Consider the following 19,120-nt stretch of genomic DNA (forward strand, 5'->3'; position numbering starts at 1 on the left):
TCAATGAAATCAAATCGTTTTCATCTCGATGAATTAGCTCAGCTTGTACAAGGTGAGCTAATTGGTCAAGCCAATTTTGTTTTAGATGGGCTTGCAAGTTTAGAACATGCGCAATCCAATCATATTTCTTTTGTAAATAACGACAAATATTTGAATGAAGCTCAAAACTCTAAAGCCGGTGCTTTGATTGTCACGGCCGAGTTAAAAGAACAGCTTACAAATTGCCAGAATTTTATTGTTGTTGCCAATCCCTATCTCGCTTTTGCAATTTTAACCCATCAATTTGAAGTTAAAATAAGTAAACGGGGGATCGAAAGTACTGCACAAATCTCTCCTTCAGCAATTATTGCAGATGATGCGTATATTGGTCATTATGTTGTGATTGGTAATGATTGTGTGGTGGGTGCAAATACAATTATCCAATCGCAAAGCAAAATTGACGATGGTGTTGAAATTGGCAAAGACAGTTTCATTGACTCTCATGTGCTGATCACAGGTCAAACAAAAATCGCAGATCGTGTTCGAATTCATTCTAATACCGCTATTGGTGGAGAGGGCTTCGGTTTTGCTCCCTATCAAGGAAAGTGGAATCGTATTGCTCAATTGGGTTCTGTACGTATTGGAAATGATGTCCGTATAGGTTCAAATTGTAGTATTGATCGTGGTGCTTTGGACGATACAATCATTCATGATGGTGTCATTATTGATAACCTTGTGCAAATCGCCCATAACGTGCAGATTGGCGAGAATACTGCCATCGCAGCTAAGTGTGGTATTGCGGGAAGTACCATTATTGGCAAAAACTGTGTTCTTGCGGGTGCTGTTGGTATCGTAGGGCATATAAAAATCACGGATAATGTTACGATTACTGGAATGTCAATAGTCACAAAAAGTATTTCTGAAGCGGGTTCTTATTCTTCAGGTACTGGACAGTTTGAAACAAATCATTGGAAAAGAACGGTTGTTCGCTTAAGACAATTAGCAGATGTGCCATTGACCAAACTGGTGAAACAAATAGATCATATGCAGGCTCAAATTGAGTCCATTGAATCAACTTTAAAGTCGCGTAAATAATTATGACTGAGTCTAAATCTCTACCTTTTACGGTTCCTGAATTACCAATGCAAACCCAAACGATTCGCGAATATTTGCCACATCGTTATCCATTTTTGCTTGTCGATCGTGTAACTGAAGTTACAGAGAATGGGATTGTAGGATACAAAAACGTTTCAATTAATGAAGAATTTATGCAGGGTCATTTCCCAGGCTATCCAATTATGCCGGGTGTTTTGATCGTTGAGGCGATGGCACAAGTTTCTGGTGTGCTCGGTTTTATCATGAATAATGAAAAGCCAAGACCAGGTTCTTTGTTCTTATTCGCTGGTGCTGAAAAAATACGATTTAAAAAACAAGTCGTACCAGGTGACCAACTCGTGCTAAAATCTGAATTACTCATGCAAAAACGTGGCATTTACAAGTATTTATGTACTGCCAGTGTTGACGGCGTGGTAGCAGCAACAGCTGAAATTATCATTTCTCATCAGAAATTAGAGCAGGCATGAGCAGTAACGACTTAATCCACCCAACCGCTATTATTGACTCTTCTGCAGTGATAGCACCAGATGTCCAAATTGGACCATATTGTATTATTGGTCCGCAAGTGACGATTGGTGCTGGTACCAAACTTCACTCACATGTTGTGATTGGAGGTTATACACGTATTGGTGAAAATAACGATATTTTCCAATTCGCAAGTGTAGGTGAAATTTGTCAAGATTTAAAATACCAGGGTGAAGAAACTTGGTTAGAAATTGGCGACAATAACAAAATCCGTGAACATTGCAGCTTACATCGTGGCACTGTTCAAGATCGAGGTCTAACCAAAATAGGGAACAATAACCTATTGATGGTGAATACACACATTGCACATGATTGTTTGATTGGAAATAACAATATTTTTGCAAATAATGTAGGCATCGCTGGTCATGTGCACATTGGCGATTTCGTCATTGTGGGCGGGAACTCAGGTATCCATCAATTCTGTAAGATTGATTCTTATAGTATGATTGGTGGCGCATCATTGATTCTTAAAGATGTTCCCGCTTATGTCATGGTTTCAGGCAATCCTGCGCATGCCTATGGTATGAACGTAGAAGGGATGCGCCGTAAAGGCTGGTCTAAGAATGTGATTCAAGGCTTAAGAGAGTCGTTTAAATTGATCTATAAAGAGAGTTTAACCACTGAGCAAGCCATTGAAAAAATTCGTCAAGAGATCCTTCCAGAAGTTGAAGAAGTCCAGTTATTGATTGATTCAGTATTAGAATCTAAGCGCGGTATCGTGCGTTAATTGTTAATGATTCCAAAAAATGCCTCATAGTTGAGGCATTTTTTTTGTTTAAGCTATAAATAAGATTGTTAGCCTTTTTTGAAAAAACCAGCTTCTTCTGATTTAGGGTAAGTGCTTAACAGTTTATTTTTATAGACATTCGCAGTTTGGGTATTCTTGTTGACATCTTTGGCAATACTATAAAGTTGGTATAAGGCACGTGGTGCTTTAGATGAGTTTGGAAATTTAGCTGCCACAATTTCATAGTTTTTCTTGGCGTCATTATAGTTTGGCGGATCGATTGCCAATTGAAACTCAGCTAACCAGAAATAAGCATTTCCAGTATAAATACTGTTTGGATAGTTTTTAATAAAGTTTTGCATAGGAGCAATGGCTTGTTTTGCACCGCCTTTTTTATACGCATCTAAAGCGATAGTATAGGCAGCTTTTTCGAGTGCAACAGGATCGCTGGTATTATTGCCACTATCGGTGGTTGGTGTTGCTGAATTTTGTGCCGTTGTCGGTACTGGGCTATTTATCGTAGCTTTGTTTGTCGAAGTTGTTTGATCAGTTGTGTTTGAACTATCGACAGGCGCATTTTCAGCGGGGGCTTGTTCTGGTTGATTGCTCTCAGGTTCAAGCTTTTGATTGAGAAGTTCAAGACGCTGGTCTAAATCGGTATAGCGGTTGGTGAGTTCTTTGTTTAATTGATCGATGGCATGATCTTGTTCTTCAATCTTGCCACGTAATTCACGAATTTGATTTTCTAATTGTTGATTCTTTTGTATTAAATCCCAATTCATATTTCCAGCAATGGGTGCTGGTGAATTTGCTACATCATTTCGCGATGATGCAGTATCACTTAATCCACGAGATTCTATAGGAATTGCATATAAAGATGCTGAACTGAGTAAAGCAATAGAAAACAGAGCATGCTTTTTTAGCATAATTTAAAATCCATCAAAGTCAAAATTTTTCAAATAGGTTGATATGGGCTATTTGAAAATCAATAATTGTTATCATTAAAAACGGCTAGGGGCGGAATTGCAAGATGCTTTTACAATCTTCAGCTAATTCTAATGCAATATGAAGCTTTTTTGTATTTTAACGCTTGTAATTTATGAAGTAGTGCTGAGAAAAAAATCAGTAAAATATTGACGGATGCTTGATAAGTTTAATGGGCTATTGAAAAGAAAGTTAGAATTACTGTTAAAAATTAACCATATTGATGATGAAATAAGCAAACGAATGAATAACTTGAGAAAATCACAATGTTAGGCTTGAAAGAAAATTAAAAATCTCTATACTCTGTTCTTGCAATGGTAGCCCTGCTGGTGGTTTCGCAATTGTACTCTGAAAACCCCGCCAGGACCGGAAGGTAGCAACGGTATCAGAAATACGATGTGCCGAGATTTTGCTAGTAGGGCTGCCACCAGATTTCTAAATTTACCAATAATAATAACTCAATATATCCATTCAATTTATATGCTACATTTTAAAATCATCTCTGTTATTTAATCCCTGAAAATTTATATTCTCAATCTTTAGACCCTCTTATTTAATTCAACCATCATTTTTTAGTCGTGATTAAAGATCTATCATCCTTATTGAGCTTGTATTGAAAATACGCATATAGTTTTATGGATGAATGAAATGCTAGCTTGTGCAGGGTTAAAAGATATTGCATCTGCTTAGAATTTATAAGAAAACAAAAGTGAGAAGGGAATTCTATCAATAGATTTTCAGCCTAAGATTTTCAACCTACCTTTAAATGAAAAGTTTATTTGGAATTGTATCGACTGACCATCATCAATCATCACTTGGTTTTTTTGAAATTGCTTTCATAATCGCATCCATTTCAAACCCACGATATTGTAAAAAGCGAATTTGTTTGGCTTTAATTTTTGGATCCTTGCTGACCTCCGTACCATATTTCTTAACTTTCAATTGATAGGCTTGTTCATACCAATCAATTTCTGCAATATCCTCTTGTACCAAGGCTTTATCCAGTTGTTTGGCACGTAAAGCCAGTTTGATTCGATTCGGGCCTTTACCTCTACGGACTTGGCTACGTACAGTCATTTCCGCTACGCGTTGGTCACTTTGGTAGTTATTTGCTGACAACTCATCAACCAAAGTTAAAACCTCTTCACGGCTTTGTGCATAGGTCATCAGCTTTTCAATCAGATCAGCTTTGGAATATTCTTTTCGAGTCAACACAGCAAAAGCATAAGAACGCAAACGAGTACCGGTCAAGCCCTGTGGTTTGGGTGCAAGATCCTGTGCTGCATTAAAAGCGTGTTCATCATTTGCAATATTAGATTCAGGTTCTGCAGGTCGAGATGTAGAATGCTGATACTCTGTTGCTTCCTGTTCACCAAATTGCTGTTTGAGTTTTTGGTAATCTAACAATTTGGGAAATTTTGCTCGGCTCATAGCTATTGATAACAATCTATTTATTTCAGAGATAAATGCTAGTTTAGCTTTAATTCATTTTTTTAACAGTGCAAATGCTATACAGATGAATTTTACTCCTCCTAAATATCAAAGAGTCTAAGCAAGTATTAGAGGGGGAAGATAAATAAACAGATATGAGGATTTAAATTTTTATTTAAAACGCTTCATGTCGAAGCTTAATAACGCCTAAACTGGCTTACCGATACTATCCGTTTCTATTCGGTCAATGATTCGAATTGATTTAGGGCGAAGGTAGCGAGGCGTTTGGCCGCTAATCCATAATTGTAATTCTTCAATATTCAGTACCTGATAGAGAATAATGTCTACTGCCAAGCATTGTCCAAGATCAGTATCATCTATAGCATAAGCGCGTGCATAGCTAATTGCGCTATGGGTATATAAAATATTTTCCAAGTCAATCGGGTAAACATTGACTCCACCGCAAATTAACATATCATCAGAGCGACCTTTTAAATAATAATAACCTTCAGCATCTTGTACGGCTAAATCACCGCACTGTAGCCATTGATTCGGTGTAATTGACCAAGCACATTTGCTCCATAAGATACCGATATTGCCATTTTCTAAAGGCTGACCCGTAGAGTCGGCAATTTTAATTTGTACACCTTGAATAGCTTTTCCTATACTTTCTGGATTTCGTTTTAAATCAGTTGTTGTTGCCAAGAGGTTAATACCACTTTCAGAGCTGCCATAGAGATTGAACAGTTGTAGCTGAGGATAGTGTAGTAGCGCGTGTTTGACCAATTTCGCGCTTAAAGGCGCGCTACCTGTAATGATGTATTGTACTGAGCACAGAGGAGCATTCAGTTCAATTAAACGGTATAAAATAGTGGGCACTAAGTTTAAACAATCAATTTGATGGTGTTTAATCAGTTGCTTGGCAGATTGTGGATCAAAACGTTTTTGCAAAATCACAGTTTTATGAAAGCTCAGTGCCATCAAACTGGCAGTTAAACCTGCCGCATGGCAGAGCGGTGTCATCACAAAAATTTGCTTAATTTTAAAAAATTTTAGTTTCCTGAGCATGAGGTCTAACAAAGGTAAACTTTGTAGTGGTTTAGATTGCCTTGTCGCAACTTTAGGAATTCCTGTTGAACCAGAAGAACAGACACTTATTTTATTAAAATAAGTCGGTTTTATACGAAATTTCTGCTGAGTACTTGGTGGAGGAATAAGCGTAAAATTTTGGATATTGAGTTGAGTGAATGTATCTAAACCGCCAATAAGATGCAGTTGTTTCTGGTCATTTAAAGCTTGAAGTTTATGCTGTACGAGGCTGGGGTTAACGATAATGATATCTTTACCTAAACGGCTCAGTGCAAACAAGGCCGCCAAGCTATCTAGGTCTTGTTGCATCATTAAACCAATCTGTTGCGGAAGTTGCTTTTGCTTATGTGTTTTTTGCCATTCACAAATAAGTTGGTCAGTTCTACATTTTAATTCTAAAAAGCTAATTTGACGATCATCAATAATAAATGCTGTTTTATCTTTTTGAATACGTGTCTGTGAATCTAAAATACTATATAAATGAATACCATGTTGAATAGTGCTATAGCATAAACTTATGCACCATCTTAACCAAAAGAACCATTTCATCTTATAACTTTCGCTTGAGTAAATTTTTATAGAAATAATAAATCGGTGTGATCAACAATATTGAAGCAATCTGTGCAACTCCTAGCCACCATGGTTGCCATTGTCGTTTACGATAAATTAGGCACGCAAGAATTGCTTGAGCGGCGTCTTTTGCTTGCATCGCTGGCATTTGCTGATATTGTTTAGTGGGTAAAATCATTCGTGTACGGACTAAGGGTAAGTAGACTAAGCCTGCGTGTACTTCATAAACCGCCAATTCTGGTTGAATGGCAAGAATCCACTGTTGCATTGCTGTTTTCGAGGCTTGATAGGTTGACCAAAATGGCGGGGCAAATAGTTTGGTGTTGATGGTTGAAACCACAATAATTTGCCCTTGCTTGAGTTTTAAATCAGTTAACAATAAACGGGTAAGTTGGGCAGGGTTGATGTAATTAATTGCAATGGTTCGATCGATATCCTGTGGGCGATCTAAGCTATCCCAAATAGAGCGCTGAATTGATTTTCCTGCATTATGGATCAATACATCAATCTGAATATTGCGCGCTGTTAGGCTTTGAAAAATATGTTCTGCTGCATCGGATTGATATAAATCTGCACAGATGATTTCAATATGGCACTGATTAGATTCTAATTCACTTTTGAGTTGTACAAGCTTATCTGTACTACGTGCAATCAGCACAAGCGTGCATTGTGTATTGGATAACAGCCTTGCACATGCTTCACCAATCCCAAAACTTGCACCTGTAATTAAAATCGTTTTATTGCAGAAATGTTGATCCAGTATATTTTCTTGAATTTGTGGGGCTCGAAAAAATAAAAATTCAGTGATTGTTCTGATTTTTTTATACATGATAATGATTAAGTCTGATTTATAGGGCTTTCGTTTAGTTATAACTGAAATTTATCTTAAATCAAAATGACTGTTGTTTAATTTGGTTTTTAGCATAAAAAAGCGCCTCGAAAGGCGCTTGATAAACTTAAAATAAAGTTTTAATTTAAACATCTAAAAGATCAGGTTCTTCTTCTTTATCTTCTGCAGGTGCAGCATTGGCTGTGGTTAAAAGTTTTTCACGAATCATACGATCAAGATCTTGAGCCAATTGAGGATTTTCCTCTAAATGTCGAATGACATTGTTTTTACCTTGACCGATTTTGTCACCTTGATATGAATACCAAGCACCCGCTTTTTGTACGAGTTCTTGTGCAACAGCCAGATCAACTAATTCACCTAAATGGTTCACACCTTTACCATACATAATTTGGAAAAGTGCTTCACGGAAAGGAGGCGCCATTTTGTTTTTAACAACTTTGACTTTGGTTTCAGAACCTACAATTTCATCGCCTTCTTTAACTTGTCCAATACGACGAATATCTAAACGTACAGAAGCATAGAACTTCAATGCGTTACCACCAGTTGTGGTTTCAGGGCTACCAAACATAACCCCAATTTTCATACGAATCTGGTTAATGAAGATAACCATACAGTTTGAACGTTTGGCATTACCTGTGATTTTACGTAAAGCTTGGCTCATCAAACGTGCTTGTAGACCCATGTGAGAGTCACCCATTTCGCCTTCAATTTCGGCTTTAGGGGTTAACGCTGCTACAGAATCGACAACGATCATATCGACTGCACCCGAACGAACCAACATATCTGCGATTTCAAGTGCTTGTTCACCATTATCTGGTTGTGAAACTAAAAGGTTGTCTATATCTACCCCAAGTTTACGTGCATATTGTGGATCTAAAGCATGTTCCGCATCAATAAAGGCACATGTTCCACCTGCTTTTTGGCATTGCGCAATGGCTTGTAGCGTCATTGTCGTTTTACCAGAAGATTCAGGACCGTAAATTTCAACGATACGACCTTTTGGTAAGCCCCCAATACCCAATGCAATATCAAGTGTTAAAGAGCCTGTAGAAACTGCTTCAACCGCTTGAACAGTGTTATCACCTAAGCGCATCACTGTGTTTTTACCAAATTGTTTCTCAATTTGGCTCAGTGCCGCATTCAGTGCCTTGCTTTTGTTATCATCCATCTCGTAAACCTCAAACGATGTAATATCACTAATATCTTAAGTGGATGTCATTAAATTTGATCTTTCGTCCACGGCAGTAATAGTGACAGAAAATAAAAAATGGTTCTATATTAAAAAACATTAGTACGACATAAGATGTCGTACCCAACCTAAACGAATTCAGTCATCATCATAGGACCAAGATTGGTCAAATTGTTGATCATTTTCTTGTTTAAATTTGCTAATTTGTCGTCGATCTTTTTTACTTGGTCGATGATCAGGGCGTGCTAGATTATGCAATTTTCTTTGGGATGAAATCAACTCTCTACGTGCCACACTCACCTCAGTTTCTTCATAAAGTTGTTGGGCGATCGGTGCGCCGCCACGAACAAAGGAGAGTGCTTTAATCACTACCGTTTTACGATCAAAACCTTGTTGTATGGTGAGCTCCATTCCAACACGAATCTCTTTTGAGACTTTAACACGTTCATTATTATGATGAACTTTACCACCCTCGATTGCATCTTTGGCAATAGAGCGTGTTTTAAAAAAACGTGCAGCCCAAAGCCATTTGTCTACACGCATTGTTTCAAGTTGTTGTTTCTCAGGCTGTTTTGACATCGACATCCTTATGTTCTAAATCTGTTAACTGTAAATTTGCTAACACTACGTTTTTCAGTAAAGGTAAAAGCTCAGTTAAATGATTGATTGCAGGATATTCCAATTCTAATTGATGACGCGCAGTACGACCACTGGAAGGTTGGGTAATCGTGATTAAGTGTGCTATACCAAACTTTTCAGCACCTTTTAATACTGGGATAGTGTCATCCACAAAACATGCATTTTGTGGGTCAAATGGATGCTTTTGCTGTAGGATTTGCCAAAACTCAATAAACTCTTTGGAATAGCCAATTTCTTCACTACTGATCATTACTTCAAAATAAGGGCTGAGATCAACATTTTCAAGTTTAAGTTTTAAGCCAGCACAATCTGCATTGGTCAGTAACCAACAACGATAACCTTGTATTTTTAATTGTTTTAATAAGTCAAAACAGCCCGTTCTTGGGGTGATTTTATCTTTAAAATCATATTGTAACTGGAGGACATCAACCCCAACTTTTTCAGACCAATATTTTGAAGAATACCAGCAGAGGGTATGATTATGTTGTTGATAAAATGCATTTAGAATATTTTGACTGTGCTCTAAACTACATTGATGGGTTTCTGCATGACGTTCGGGGAGTTTGGTATTCCAGATCAGATCATCGAAAGCTAAATCAAGGAGTGTGCCGTCCATATCAAAAAAGATGATCGGTTTTTGCATTCAAGAAACTCCTAAGTTTTTTAAAGTTTAGCAAAGACATGATGAGTGTGTAAATTTTAATAAAATAAATGTGGGATGATGAACTGGATAGCTTACTATTTTCGAATTTCTTTATTGGTCACTAATCGCTAGCGATGGTTTCAAAATTTGAGCCAACTACATATATTACAATCTAAAGCATTAGATCTAAATGCTATAACACTTAGATCCAAACGATATAAATGAGAATTAAATGAACATATTAGATATTATAAATTCTGAATTACATTAAGCAGCGATGCTATTAGATAATATTTCAGGAAAAATCCAAGAAGCACCAGAATTGGAAAATAGGGAAAATATTTTGCTTATCGGCAAAGTGCTCAGTCATATTTTTGAACTGCAAAAAAATATATATGAACATAGACCCGATTTAAAAAATATTCATGAACAAAAAACGATTAAAATTCAACACATCTGAAGCCTGAATTTTAAAGGTGTGAGGAATTATATAAATACAATTAATAAAAACAATATGTTATTGGTTAATTTATCCATATTAAAATGGATTTCATTGGATAAAATTTTAAATAGATTGAATAGACTTGGAGTAATCTAAATCAAATGAAAATTTAGAAGTCTATATAGTGTTCGAAAAGCACATCTAAGCTCAAGATATTTATTACTTAAAAGTTATTGTTTTCATGCACTCAACATAAAAAAATGGTAGGCTTGTGGACAAAAATCAGACATCCTACAGGTCGGATCAATGTTTATTACCACTCAAGCACCACAAGATGAACAAATTTTAAAATTAGTTCCAGTTTTGGCATCTGCAAGTCAGATCTTGCTCGAGGAATACCAAAATTATTGTGCTGGAAATGCGTTTAATATTGATAAAAAGGATGATCAGTCACCAGTTACCCAAGCTGACTTAAAAGTAAATGCCTATTTAATTGAACAATTAGCTAAAATTACCCCTGAAATTCCAGTCCTATCAGAAGAGAGTGATTATTCTCAACGACATACATGGAATATTTGCTGGATGCTGGATCCTTTGGATGGAACAAAAGAATTTATTCATGAACGTGATGAATTCACCATTAATTTAAGTCTAATTCACAATCACCAAACCATATTCTCAATCATTGCTGTACCTACTGAACAAGTGATGTATTTAGGTTATTTAACAGAATTGCCTTATAAATATTGCTTTATTCATAATACTTGGGAACGTTATTGCAAATTTAAAGCGGTAGAGGAAGATGCAATTCAAATTGGGCTCAGCCATAGCAGTAAAAACCCAAAGTATCAGCAATATATTGATTATATTGAGCAAGAGTCACCTGTAATTAGACGCGAGGCTGGCAGTGCCTATAAGTTTTGTATGATGCTTGAAGGTGAAATCGATATTTATCCAAGATTCCATCCTACCTCTGAGTGGGATACCAGTGCAGGACAAGGATTATTGGAAAGTATTGGTGGCGGATTACTGAGTTTAGCTGCGGTACCATTTACCTATAATCAACGTGATACCGTTTTAAATGATGGATTTATCGCATTTCGGAACATCGAAAATAAAGAAATTGCTTTAGAAGCATTAAGCAATGTGAGCTTTTAATCTGATATACATATGCATTTTATAGATAATTTAACACTTTGAGATTAGATTGAGCGTTTGGTTGCATATGTTATAGTAAGCTTGTATAAAAATGAGTTTTAAGTTGATATGGCCTTAGATTTATTGCCGAACAGTATGCTAAAAGCAATAGATTTATTGCCCGATGCGAAAACACCTGTAACCTTATTCACGCGTCATTCAATTCGTGAGGTTGTGAATGGGCAGGGGCTGGCAGGTTATGATCTGCAATTAACTTCCCAAGGTCGTGATCTAGCCCAAGCTTGGGGCTGTTATTTGATTGAAAATACGGATCGAGTGATCCAACATTGTATTTCAAGCCCCATTCAGCGTTGTGTCGATACCGCGGCTTTGATGATTCAAGGCGCTGACGGAATTTCTCCTTATCCGAATACCCATCATATCGAAATTGTAGAAAAGGGCTTATTGGTTGAGCCGGGAAGCTTTGTGCTGGATATTAAACAGGCTGCTCCCTATTTTAGAGCACAAGGTGCTTTAGGTTTTATCAACAGTTTTGTCAATAATGCCTTACCTGGTATGAAGCATCCGATTACGGGTGTGGTGGATGTGCTTGAATTAATCTATGAAACACATCCTACGCTAAACAACGGTATTAGTTTGGCTGTGAGCCACGATACGATTCTTGCTGCGATTATTGCGGTGATTTCAAAACGTACCTATATCAGTCAAAGTGATTGGCCTGAGATGATGGAAGGGCTATTTGTTTGGTTTGAAGGTGAACGTTTTGCAGATAGTCGTTTAAAATGGATTTGGCGAGGCGAACGTGGTGAATTGTCGATACGAGATTTTCAGCAATAGTTGTTTTTAAATCCAAAAATAATTATGTTGAGTGAATCATATTGATCTTGAAAGTTCCTTCTCTCTTTGTGTAGGTGATGCCTCATCTTGCACTACTCAATCTGTATCCCCGCATACCCACACACAATGGGCGATACCCCCAATCGCCACGCGATAGCGCCACGGTGCCGATAAATAACAACCTAAGACTCAATAAATCCATAAAAGTAAAATTTAGGGCAATATGTCCTTTTTATATTTTTTAAATAAAAAAACACATGATTATAATCTGTGTGATATATTTAAACTATTGAAATATATAATTATTTTAATTTAATCTCAAAAACCAAGGATAGAGATAAGTCGTTATAAATATGGGGAAGATATGTGATGCAATTACGGTTTAAATATTTAACAATTTGTACGCTTTCAGCAATGCTTATTGCATGTGGGGGTGGTAGTGATAGCCATGCAACAAATGATCAGCCATCGAATATACCGCAAAACCCTGGCGATGGTACAAATGAGTTACCTGGAGATGGTACACCAGAAACCCCAGACAACGGTTCAGGGGGGTCAAATAGCGGTACGACTTTGCCTCCAGAGAATGGTTCGGGTGGTTCAAATGGTGGATCAACTGAGACTCCTCCTGAGAATGGTTCAGGCGACTCAAACGGTGGCACGACTCAGCCTCCTGAGAGTGGTTCGGGCGGTTCAAACGGTGGCACGACTCAGCCTCCTGAAAATGGTTCAGGTGGCTCAAACGGTGGCACGACTCAGCCTCCTGAAAATGGTTCGGGTGGTTCAAATGGTAATACAGGGACAACACCACCTATAGTAGAAAAATATCCAGAACCAGTTAAAAATAAAATCTCAAGCAGTGTATTAGGCTTTTATGATTTTAATGCACAGGGTGGAAATCGCTTATTGCGCAATGATTTAAATGGTGACTTTGCTGCAATGCTACAGTTTGCCCAAAGCCATGTGGTAAATCCGAAGAATAATGAACAGGATAAAATGCCACGCTTAACAACGCAAAAAGATGCATTGTTATTGGTTACACCTTTAGTTTCAATGGGAGATGTTGATAAATTACAAGCGGAAATCTATCAAGGTAACCAACTGATACGTACCGTAAATCTAAAAGAGCCTTCACGTCTTGCTGCTTCCGATCAATCTAATCAGGATGATCGAGCGCGGGTGATGTACTCTAAACAGGCATGGTCAGCAGCATTAAAGTGGGATGAGGTACGTTCAGGATTATCCATCCGTATTATAGATCCTGTAAACAATCGCAGTGGTTCTTTAGCTGGGGCAGATATTGATTTTGCAGCACCAGGCGAGTTGGTGGTACAAAGTATTCGTTTAGGTTTATTGACTGATGCACCTAAATCCAATGGTCACTATATGCTGTTGGAACCTGAAAAAGCAGGAACCGATTATTTCCAAACCATCCCTGCTGCAAAAATGATTGTCAGCAAATACGATGAAATGAAGCTTAATCGGGTCATGGTTGCAAGTGGTGTCATTTACGATTCTGTCAGTGCAACCAATGGTGGTGTCTATGATGGAGATATGCGTGAAAATACTGCTAAATCAACATTTAGTGTGGGAATTAACTTAGCGAATTGGGGTGTCACCAGTTCATCGATGCAAAGTCAAGAGCAACCACAAGTGACTCAAAGTGTGGTGATTCATCATGCCAGAGGTAAATATGCCAATGGTGAGTCCAATCACGGCTTAAGTGGTGGAAATGGTATTTTGACATTGATCGATTCGGTGGGGAATGAATTTAGCCATGAAATCGGGCATCACTATGGTTTAGGGCATTATCCTGGCTCAGTTGAAACAAGTGGAAGTCCAACAAATTATTTCTGGTCTGCACATCATGCTGATAGTGGCTGGGGATATATTGCATTTCGAAATAAAATGCGTGGCAATTTAAATTGGGGCAATACCAATTTAGGTGATGGTAGTAATGGTGTACCAAACTTCCAAAATCTCTATGCTTATGGTTGGGATGCCATGAGTGGTGGATCTAGCGCCAGCTCGATTTCCAAATATACCCACTATACTGGTTATAGTATGTGGTTAAAAATTCAACCTGCTTTTGATAAATACGTTTGGGATCCAAATTCTACGACAGGTTATAAAAAATGGAATGCAGCAACGCGTGAAATGGTAGATGCACAACCTAAAACACCAAACTCAGGCAATGTTTGGTATAACAGTGCCGATGGTAACTTTTTAAAACCACGTTTATTTAGTGTGCCTGTTTATACGATTTTAGGTGGCTATGATCCAATCAATCAGGTGGGGATTATTTATCCTGCAGCACGAGGTAATTGGGGCAATGTCTTTAATCTACCTCAGGCCAACTCGGCTGGCACTGCTGCAAATTGTTGGTTAAATGTGCAGTATGTCAATAAAGTAGAAAATATTGCACTTGCACCACAACGGGTAAACTCAGGTAGCAATGCCAATAAGTTCCATATCAATCTTGCGCAAAGTGATGCCCCTCAAAATATTGATCTTTACTGCCAAAAAGCAGGCCAGCAAGCAGTGAAATTGTCGAATATCAATATCCCAGTCACTACACAAGCAATGACACCTTTTGTTTCTATTGGTAAAGAAGCAGAGTATTCGGCATTAAGAACACTTGAAATACCACAACTCGAACAAGCTTTGCTGAATAATAAAGGTAAAGAGGTGGTCAGCCTAGATGCGGATTCACGCTTATTATTTGACTCTTATCGTCAATTTAAAACTGAATTGTCAGCGGACGCGCAGACAGAAATGGTTCGTTATACCCAACAGCAAATTAAACTTTATCGTTTAAATCGTTGGATAAATGCATATCGAACTGATCTCGAAAGTGGCAATGTTGAAGCGATTGAGGCATTTAATCAGTTTGTGGCAAAGTTGGAACTAAGTACTGATTTCAATTTAAACCATGTTTCCAGTATTAAAAATGGGACAAATTGTTTAAAAGTTGAAACACTGGCTAATGGCAAATTGAATGCCTATATCAGTGGTAAGAGTGGCTGTACGGGTGATGACACTGAACAGTGGATCTACGATGCAATGGGTAAAATCCACAGCAAAAAATATATGGATCAGTGTTTAGCCAATCAGGGTGGGGTGATTAATCTAAGCTCATGTAACCTTGATGCAGCAAGCCAAGTGTGGGCGATGAATGCCACACTGCAACGTATCGAGCAAGGTTCAAAATGTTTTGATTTGGAATATGGTTATTTAAGCAATAACCGAGCACGTTTGATTAGTTATAATTGCGGTACTGGTGGGAATCAAAAATGGACAAATCTTACTGCCAATAACAGTTTGATTTTGGCTGCAACCCGTGCTGAAAATTTAGCTTTGATCAAGCAGCTTCTAATCAAGTAACCATTGATCAAATAAGCAAATCAAACATTAAGTTATCACAATAAAATAAGCGCCATAAGGCGCTTATTTTTGTTCATGTTGATGATTTTACTTAAATACATCAATGATTGAACTGTTGTTAGGCTGGTTTAAGAAAACTGATCCGCATTCATCAAAGAGTGTTGTAAATCTTCAGTGGCTTTACGCCCTTGTAGTTGTAACGCAACAGCATGTATTAAACCAGTCCAAGTTTCATTGGGTTCCCAAATTTGATGCATCAACTCTTGTGCGGCTGGCATATCGATATCCATATAATATTGGCGATATAAATACATCAAACAACTCACCTGCATATTCTTCGCACAATGTACCCAAACGATTTTTTCCTGTACCAAATGCGCGATCAAATCTAACACAAATAAGCATTGATCATCTGCTGGTGTATCCCAATGGATTGGAATTTGAATGTAGTTGAGTCCAAACTCAGCACAGATTTTATCTTCATGTTCAAGGTGTAAGCTGGCATCTGTAAATGCCAGATTGATGATTGTATCTACGCCGTATTCTTTAATCTGTTTCAGTTGTTCAGCACTCGGCTGACCTGAAGTCAGTAAATGTTCGTGGACAAACTGGAAGTTTGCGATTTGACAGAGTTCTTGTTCAAGTTCGTTCATAGCATTCTTACAGAAAATGTTTAATAACATCATAAACAAAAACGCCATCTATGTAGATGGCGTTTTTATATTAATTAACGATTTGGTAAAATTTCTTTTAAAGCTGCATCCATTTCCAGAAGTGCTTTTTCAGTGGTTTCCCAATCGATACAGCCATCAGTCACAGATTTACCATATTCTAAATCAGCCAGATTTTCAGGAATATCTTGGCGCCCACCTTTGATATGGCTTTCAACCATAATGCCGACAATAGATTTGTTGCCATCTAAAATCTGTTCGGTGATATTTTTCAACACAAGCGGTTGTAAATACGGATCTTTATTTGAGTTGGCATGACTGGTATCAATCATGATTTTATTGCTGACTTTGGCTTTTGCTAATGCATTTTCCGCTTCAGCAACAGAACCCGCATCATAGTTCGGCTTACCATTACCGCCACGTAATACAACGTGTGCATAAGGGTTACCACTAGTACGAATCACTGAAACTTGGCCTTCGTTATTTAAACCCAAGAAACTATGACCATGTTTAACAGACTGCATAGCATTGGTTGCAACGGTTAAACCACCATCTGTACCATTTTTAAAGCCTACAGGTGACGAAAGACCAGAAGACATTTCGCGATGTGTTTGGCTTTCCGTTGTACGTGCACCAATTGCAGACCATGAAATAAGATCTTGGTAATATTGTGGTGAGTTTGGGTCAAGCGCTTCAGTTGCACAAGGTAAGCCTTTATCGTTTAACTCAAGCAATAGTTTGCGCCCTAAACGTAGACCTTTTTCAATATTAAAAGAATCATTCATATCTGGATCATTGATCAAACCTTTCCAGCCAACGGTGGTACGAGGTTTTTCAAAATAAACACGCATGATGATATATAAAGTATCTTTTACTTTTTCACTTAATACTTTTAAACGATTTGCATAATCATGTGCTGCAACAGGGTCATGAATAGAACAAGGGCCAATCACAACAAATAGACGTTTATCTTTACCATCTAAAATATTACGAACAGTTTCCCGACCATGAAGTACAGTTTGGTAGGCATTTTCATTTAATGGTAATTCAGCTTTAAGTTCCGCTGGGGTTACCAGCGTTTGAATGCTTTGGACATTCACGTCATCAATATCTGATTGAGTAATTGGATTTGAATTTAATGTATTCATTGCCGTCACTGGGTATTAGAAACATACAGAAAGTATTTTTAGTGGTCAGAATATAACACGAATTGGCCGAAGTTTTGTCATAAATAAATCATTAAAACTTTGCGGTCAATTCATAACTATTAGTTATTAATAAAAGCTTAATTTTAAACCTGTGGTTGTTGGACGGATGGCGTCACCATTGCAACCTGTGGTTTTTCTACAGGTTTGGATTTAACTGGGTTTAAGATAAAGTTAATACCCAATGCAAATAGGGTGATCCCCAAAACCTTGCGAATCATTTTTTCTGGCATTTTAGAACTGATTAAGGTTCCCACCACAATTGCAGGAATTGAGCCCACCAACAACCATCCAAGCAGATGAAAATCTACATTGCCAGATGTCATATGTGCAAATCCAGCAACAGAGGTTAATAAAACAGCATGTACAACATCAGAACCAATGATACGAATCATGGGTAAATTTGGAAACATGAGGATCAGTGCCATGATACCAAATGCGCCAGCACCTACAGAAGAAAGGGTCACAAACACACCCAGTACAATCCCCATAATCACCACATAAGTGCGTTTTCCTTCAATGTTGAAATTATTGGCTTCATGAAAATCTTGCTTTTCTGCACGAAATTTGGCAAAGAATTTTTCAATTCTAGAACGGAACACGATAGACAAGCCTGTTATGGTCAGCATAAAGCCTAACACCATGGTTAAAATGGCTTTGTAGTGCGTTGAACTGCTGAGATAATTGTCTAAAACCCAATGGGTGATAAATGAAGCAGGGACACTGCCTAAAGCTAACCAGAGAACAATCGGCCAAACGATATTCAGTTTTTTAGCATGAACCATTGAGCCACAAAATTTAGAAATAGCTGCATAAAGTAGGTCTGTTCCGATTGCGATGTGTGGTTCTATTCGAAATAAACTAATCAAGATGGGGGTCATAAGTGAACCACCGCCTACACCAGTAATACCTACACAGAAGCCGACTAAAACGCCAGCTAGAATAAACTCAACAGGACCAAACATGACTTATATTGCCAGATATCAAAAAACAGGCATATCTTATGACTTTTTTGTATAAGTGGTTGTCTTGATTGTTGATTTGCTTATGCAAAAAAATGCTAAAGTCTTTTAACTTTAGCGTAATGCAGGTTTTTATATCTATCTAATTGATTATTATTCTAAATTTTGATTAGGTCTCTTTTGTAGCTTGAAGATGATCATTTGAATTAAATCATATTAGTATGAAACTTCTTCCTTCCTTTGGGAGGAAGGCTAGGATGAGGGTGCTTTTACATCGATTTATGCTTTTAAAAAGACTTGTGAAAGAAACCTAATAAATATACGAATTATATGATTTATCTTACAAAAGTAAACTTTATAACTTGGAACTTATACTTCTCTATGGAAATGAATATTTATGATTGAAAAGCTTATAATGCCCTACTTTACTATTGGCGCTTAAATAGGTTCACGTAGTCGATGCCTCACTTTTGGCAAGGGATGCCAAACCTCGCACTGCAAACAAAGCTATACTTTGTTTTTGCTCATGTTGTGCGAAGGGTACGTCCTGTAACCCCCGCATTCCCACGCTCAATGGGCGAGAGCCGTCGCCACGCAATAGCCCGATCATGTATAATTCATCAATATAAAAGCAACTCATTGCATACTAGTTCAAAATATGACTGAGTATTGAATGCTCATTTTTTAGTAACTCAAAATCTAATAATCAGCTCTAAAAT

Annotated in this window: 18 protein-coding genes and 1 other RNA gene; 8 read left to right on the forward strand and 11 right to left on the reverse strand. The window is 37.6% G+C overall.

Annotated features, from left to right (window positions below; genetic code table 11):
• Window positions 1-3 precede the first annotated feature (3 nt).
• From lpxD to lpxA, 3 genes are read left to right on the forward strand one after another with little or no spacing between them, the layout of a single operon-like run.
• The gene (gene lpxD, locus AC2G3J_RS08515; RefSeq protein ID WP_419327327.1) at window positions 4-1,074 is read left to right on the forward strand and encodes a UDP-3-O-(3-hydroxymyristoyl)glucosamine N-acyltransferase; all 1,071 of its coding nucleotides are present in this window, start codon (window positions 4-6) and stop codon (window positions 1,072-1,074) included.
• Between the two features lie 2 nt (window positions 1,075-1,076).
• Entirely contained in the window at window positions 1,077-1,562 is a 486-nt protein-coding gene (gene fabZ, locus AC2G3J_RS08520) for a 3-hydroxyacyl-ACP dehydratase FabZ (RefSeq protein WP_004719745.1), read from the forward strand.
• Complete coding sequence (lpxA, locus tag AC2G3J_RS08525; RefSeq protein ID WP_336950806.1) at window positions 1,559-2,347, forward strand: acyl-ACP--UDP-N-acetylglucosamine O-acyltransferase; 789 nt, start codon at window positions 1,559-1,561, stop codon at window positions 2,345-2,347. Before fabZ ends, lpxA begins: the two co-directional genes overlap by 4 nt.
• A gap of 68 nt (window positions 2,348-2,415) precedes the next feature.
• Here lpxA and AC2G3J_RS08530 read toward each other — a convergent pair whose 3' ends face one another.
• Window positions 2,416-3,273 carry a YbgF trimerization domain-containing protein gene (locus AC2G3J_RS08530; protein ID WP_419327326.1) on the reverse strand — a complete coding sequence of 286 codons (858 nt, stop codon included), beginning with the start codon at window positions 3,271-3,273 and terminating at the stop codon, window positions 2,416-2,418.
• A gap of 382 nt (window positions 3,274-3,655) precedes the next feature.
• On the opposite strand from AC2G3J_RS08530, the gene ffs reads away from it, so the two are divergent.
• Window positions 3,656-3,752, forward strand: an RNA gene (gene ffs, locus AC2G3J_RS08535) — signal recognition particle sRNA small type.
• A gap of 383 nt (window positions 3,753-4,135) precedes the next feature.
• On the opposite strand, the gene AC2G3J_RS08540 is transcribed toward ffs, so the two are convergent.
• The 6 genes from AC2G3J_RS08540 to AC2G3J_RS08565 form a co-directional block, all read right to left on the reverse strand.
• Entirely contained in the window at window positions 4,136-4,762 is a 627-nt protein-coding gene (locus AC2G3J_RS08540; protein WP_336950808.1) for a regulatory protein RecX, read from the reverse strand.
• 207 nt (window positions 4,763-4,969) lie between these two features.
• On the reverse strand, window positions 4,970-6,400 hold the full coding sequence (locus AC2G3J_RS08545; RefSeq protein ID WP_483770950.1) for a class I adenylate-forming enzyme family protein: 1,431 nt from the start codon (window positions 6,398-6,400) through the stop codon (window positions 4,970-4,972).
• Between the two features lies 1 nt (window position 6,401).
• Window positions 6,402-7,250, reverse strand: a complete 849-nt coding sequence (locus AC2G3J_RS08550) for an SDR family NAD(P)-dependent oxidoreductase (protein ID WP_419327324.1) — start codon at window positions 7,248-7,250, stop codon at window positions 6,402-6,404.
• A gap of 145 nt (window positions 7,251-7,395) precedes the next feature.
• Window positions 7,396-8,439: a recombinase RecA gene (recA, locus tag AC2G3J_RS08555; protein ID WP_336950811.1), complete on the reverse strand. Its 1,044-nt coding sequence runs from the start codon at window positions 8,437-8,439 to the stop codon at window positions 7,396-7,398.
• A gap of 159 nt (window positions 8,440-8,598) precedes the next feature.
• Window positions 8,599-9,039, reverse strand: coding sequence for an Hsp15 family ribosome-associated heat shock protein (locus tag AC2G3J_RS08560; protein WP_336950812.1), 441 nt, complete (start codon window positions 9,037-9,039; stop codon window positions 8,599-8,601).
• The gene (locus tag AC2G3J_RS08565) at window positions 9,023-9,742 is read right to left on the reverse strand and encodes an HAD-IA family hydrolase (protein ID WP_483770951.1); all 720 of its coding nucleotides are present in this window, start codon (window positions 9,740-9,742) and stop codon (window positions 9,023-9,025) included. Before AC2G3J_RS08565 ends, AC2G3J_RS08560 begins: the two co-directional genes overlap by 17 nt.
• A gap of 277 nt (window positions 9,743-10,019) precedes the next feature.
• Here AC2G3J_RS08565 and AC2G3J_RS08570 point away from each other — a divergent pair, with 277 nt between their 5' ends.
• The 4 genes from AC2G3J_RS08570 to AC2G3J_RS08585 all read left to right on the forward strand — a co-directional run bounded on the left by AC2G3J_RS08570 (window position 10,020) and on the right by AC2G3J_RS08585 (window position 15,563).
• Window positions 10,020-10,202 (forward strand): hypothetical protein, encoded by a 183-nt coding sequence (locus AC2G3J_RS08570; protein ID WP_483770952.1) that lies wholly within the window; start codon window positions 10,020-10,022, stop codon window positions 10,200-10,202.
• A 288-nt stretch (window positions 10,203-10,490) separates the two neighbouring features.
• Window positions 10,491-11,342 (forward strand): 3'(2'),5'-bisphosphate nucleotidase CysQ family protein, encoded by an 852-nt coding sequence (locus AC2G3J_RS08575; protein WP_336950883.1) that lies wholly within the window; start codon window positions 10,491-10,493, stop codon window positions 11,340-11,342.
• A 108-nt stretch (window positions 11,343-11,450) separates the two neighbouring features.
• On the forward strand, window positions 11,451-12,179 hold the full coding sequence (locus tag AC2G3J_RS08580) for a histidine phosphatase family protein (RefSeq protein ID WP_336950884.1): 729 nt from the start codon (window positions 11,451-11,453) through the stop codon (window positions 12,177-12,179).
• 369 nt (window positions 12,180-12,548) lie between these two features.
• A complete protein-coding gene (locus AC2G3J_RS08585) occupies window positions 12,549-15,563 on the forward strand; it encodes a M66 family metalloprotease (protein ID WP_483770953.1) in 3,015 nt (1,004 codons plus the stop codon).
• A gap of 128 nt (window positions 15,564-15,691) precedes the next feature.
• Here the strand turns inward: AC2G3J_RS08585 and AC2G3J_RS08590 are convergent, their stop codons facing one another.
• The 4 genes from AC2G3J_RS08590 to AC2G3J_RS08605 form a co-directional block, all read right to left on the reverse strand.
• Complete coding sequence (locus tag AC2G3J_RS08590; protein ID WP_419327363.1) at window positions 15,692-16,216, reverse strand: protein tyrosine phosphatase family protein; 525 nt, start codon at window positions 16,214-16,216, stop codon at window positions 15,692-15,694.
• Window positions 16,217-16,290: 74 nt separating this feature from the next.
• Window positions 16,291-17,382: a 3-deoxy-7-phosphoheptulonate synthase gene (locus AC2G3J_RS08595; protein ID WP_004719768.1), complete on the reverse strand. Its 1,092-nt coding sequence runs from the start codon at window positions 17,380-17,382 to the stop codon at window positions 16,291-16,293.
• 143 nt (window positions 17,383-17,525) lie between these two features.
• Window positions 17,526-18,404, reverse strand: coding sequence for a sulfite exporter TauE/SafE family protein (locus AC2G3J_RS08600; RefSeq protein WP_336950886.1), 879 nt, complete (start codon window positions 18,402-18,404; stop codon window positions 17,526-17,528).
• Between the two features lie 445 nt (window positions 18,405-18,849).
• The gene (locus AC2G3J_RS08605; protein ID WP_419327318.1) at window positions 18,850-19,011 is read right to left on the reverse strand and encodes a hypothetical protein; all 162 of its coding nucleotides are present in this window, start codon (window positions 19,009-19,011) and stop codon (window positions 18,850-18,852) included.
• Between the last annotated feature and the right edge of the window lie 109 nt (window positions 19,012-19,120).

This window comes from Acinetobacter legionensis (assembly GCF_057165765.1).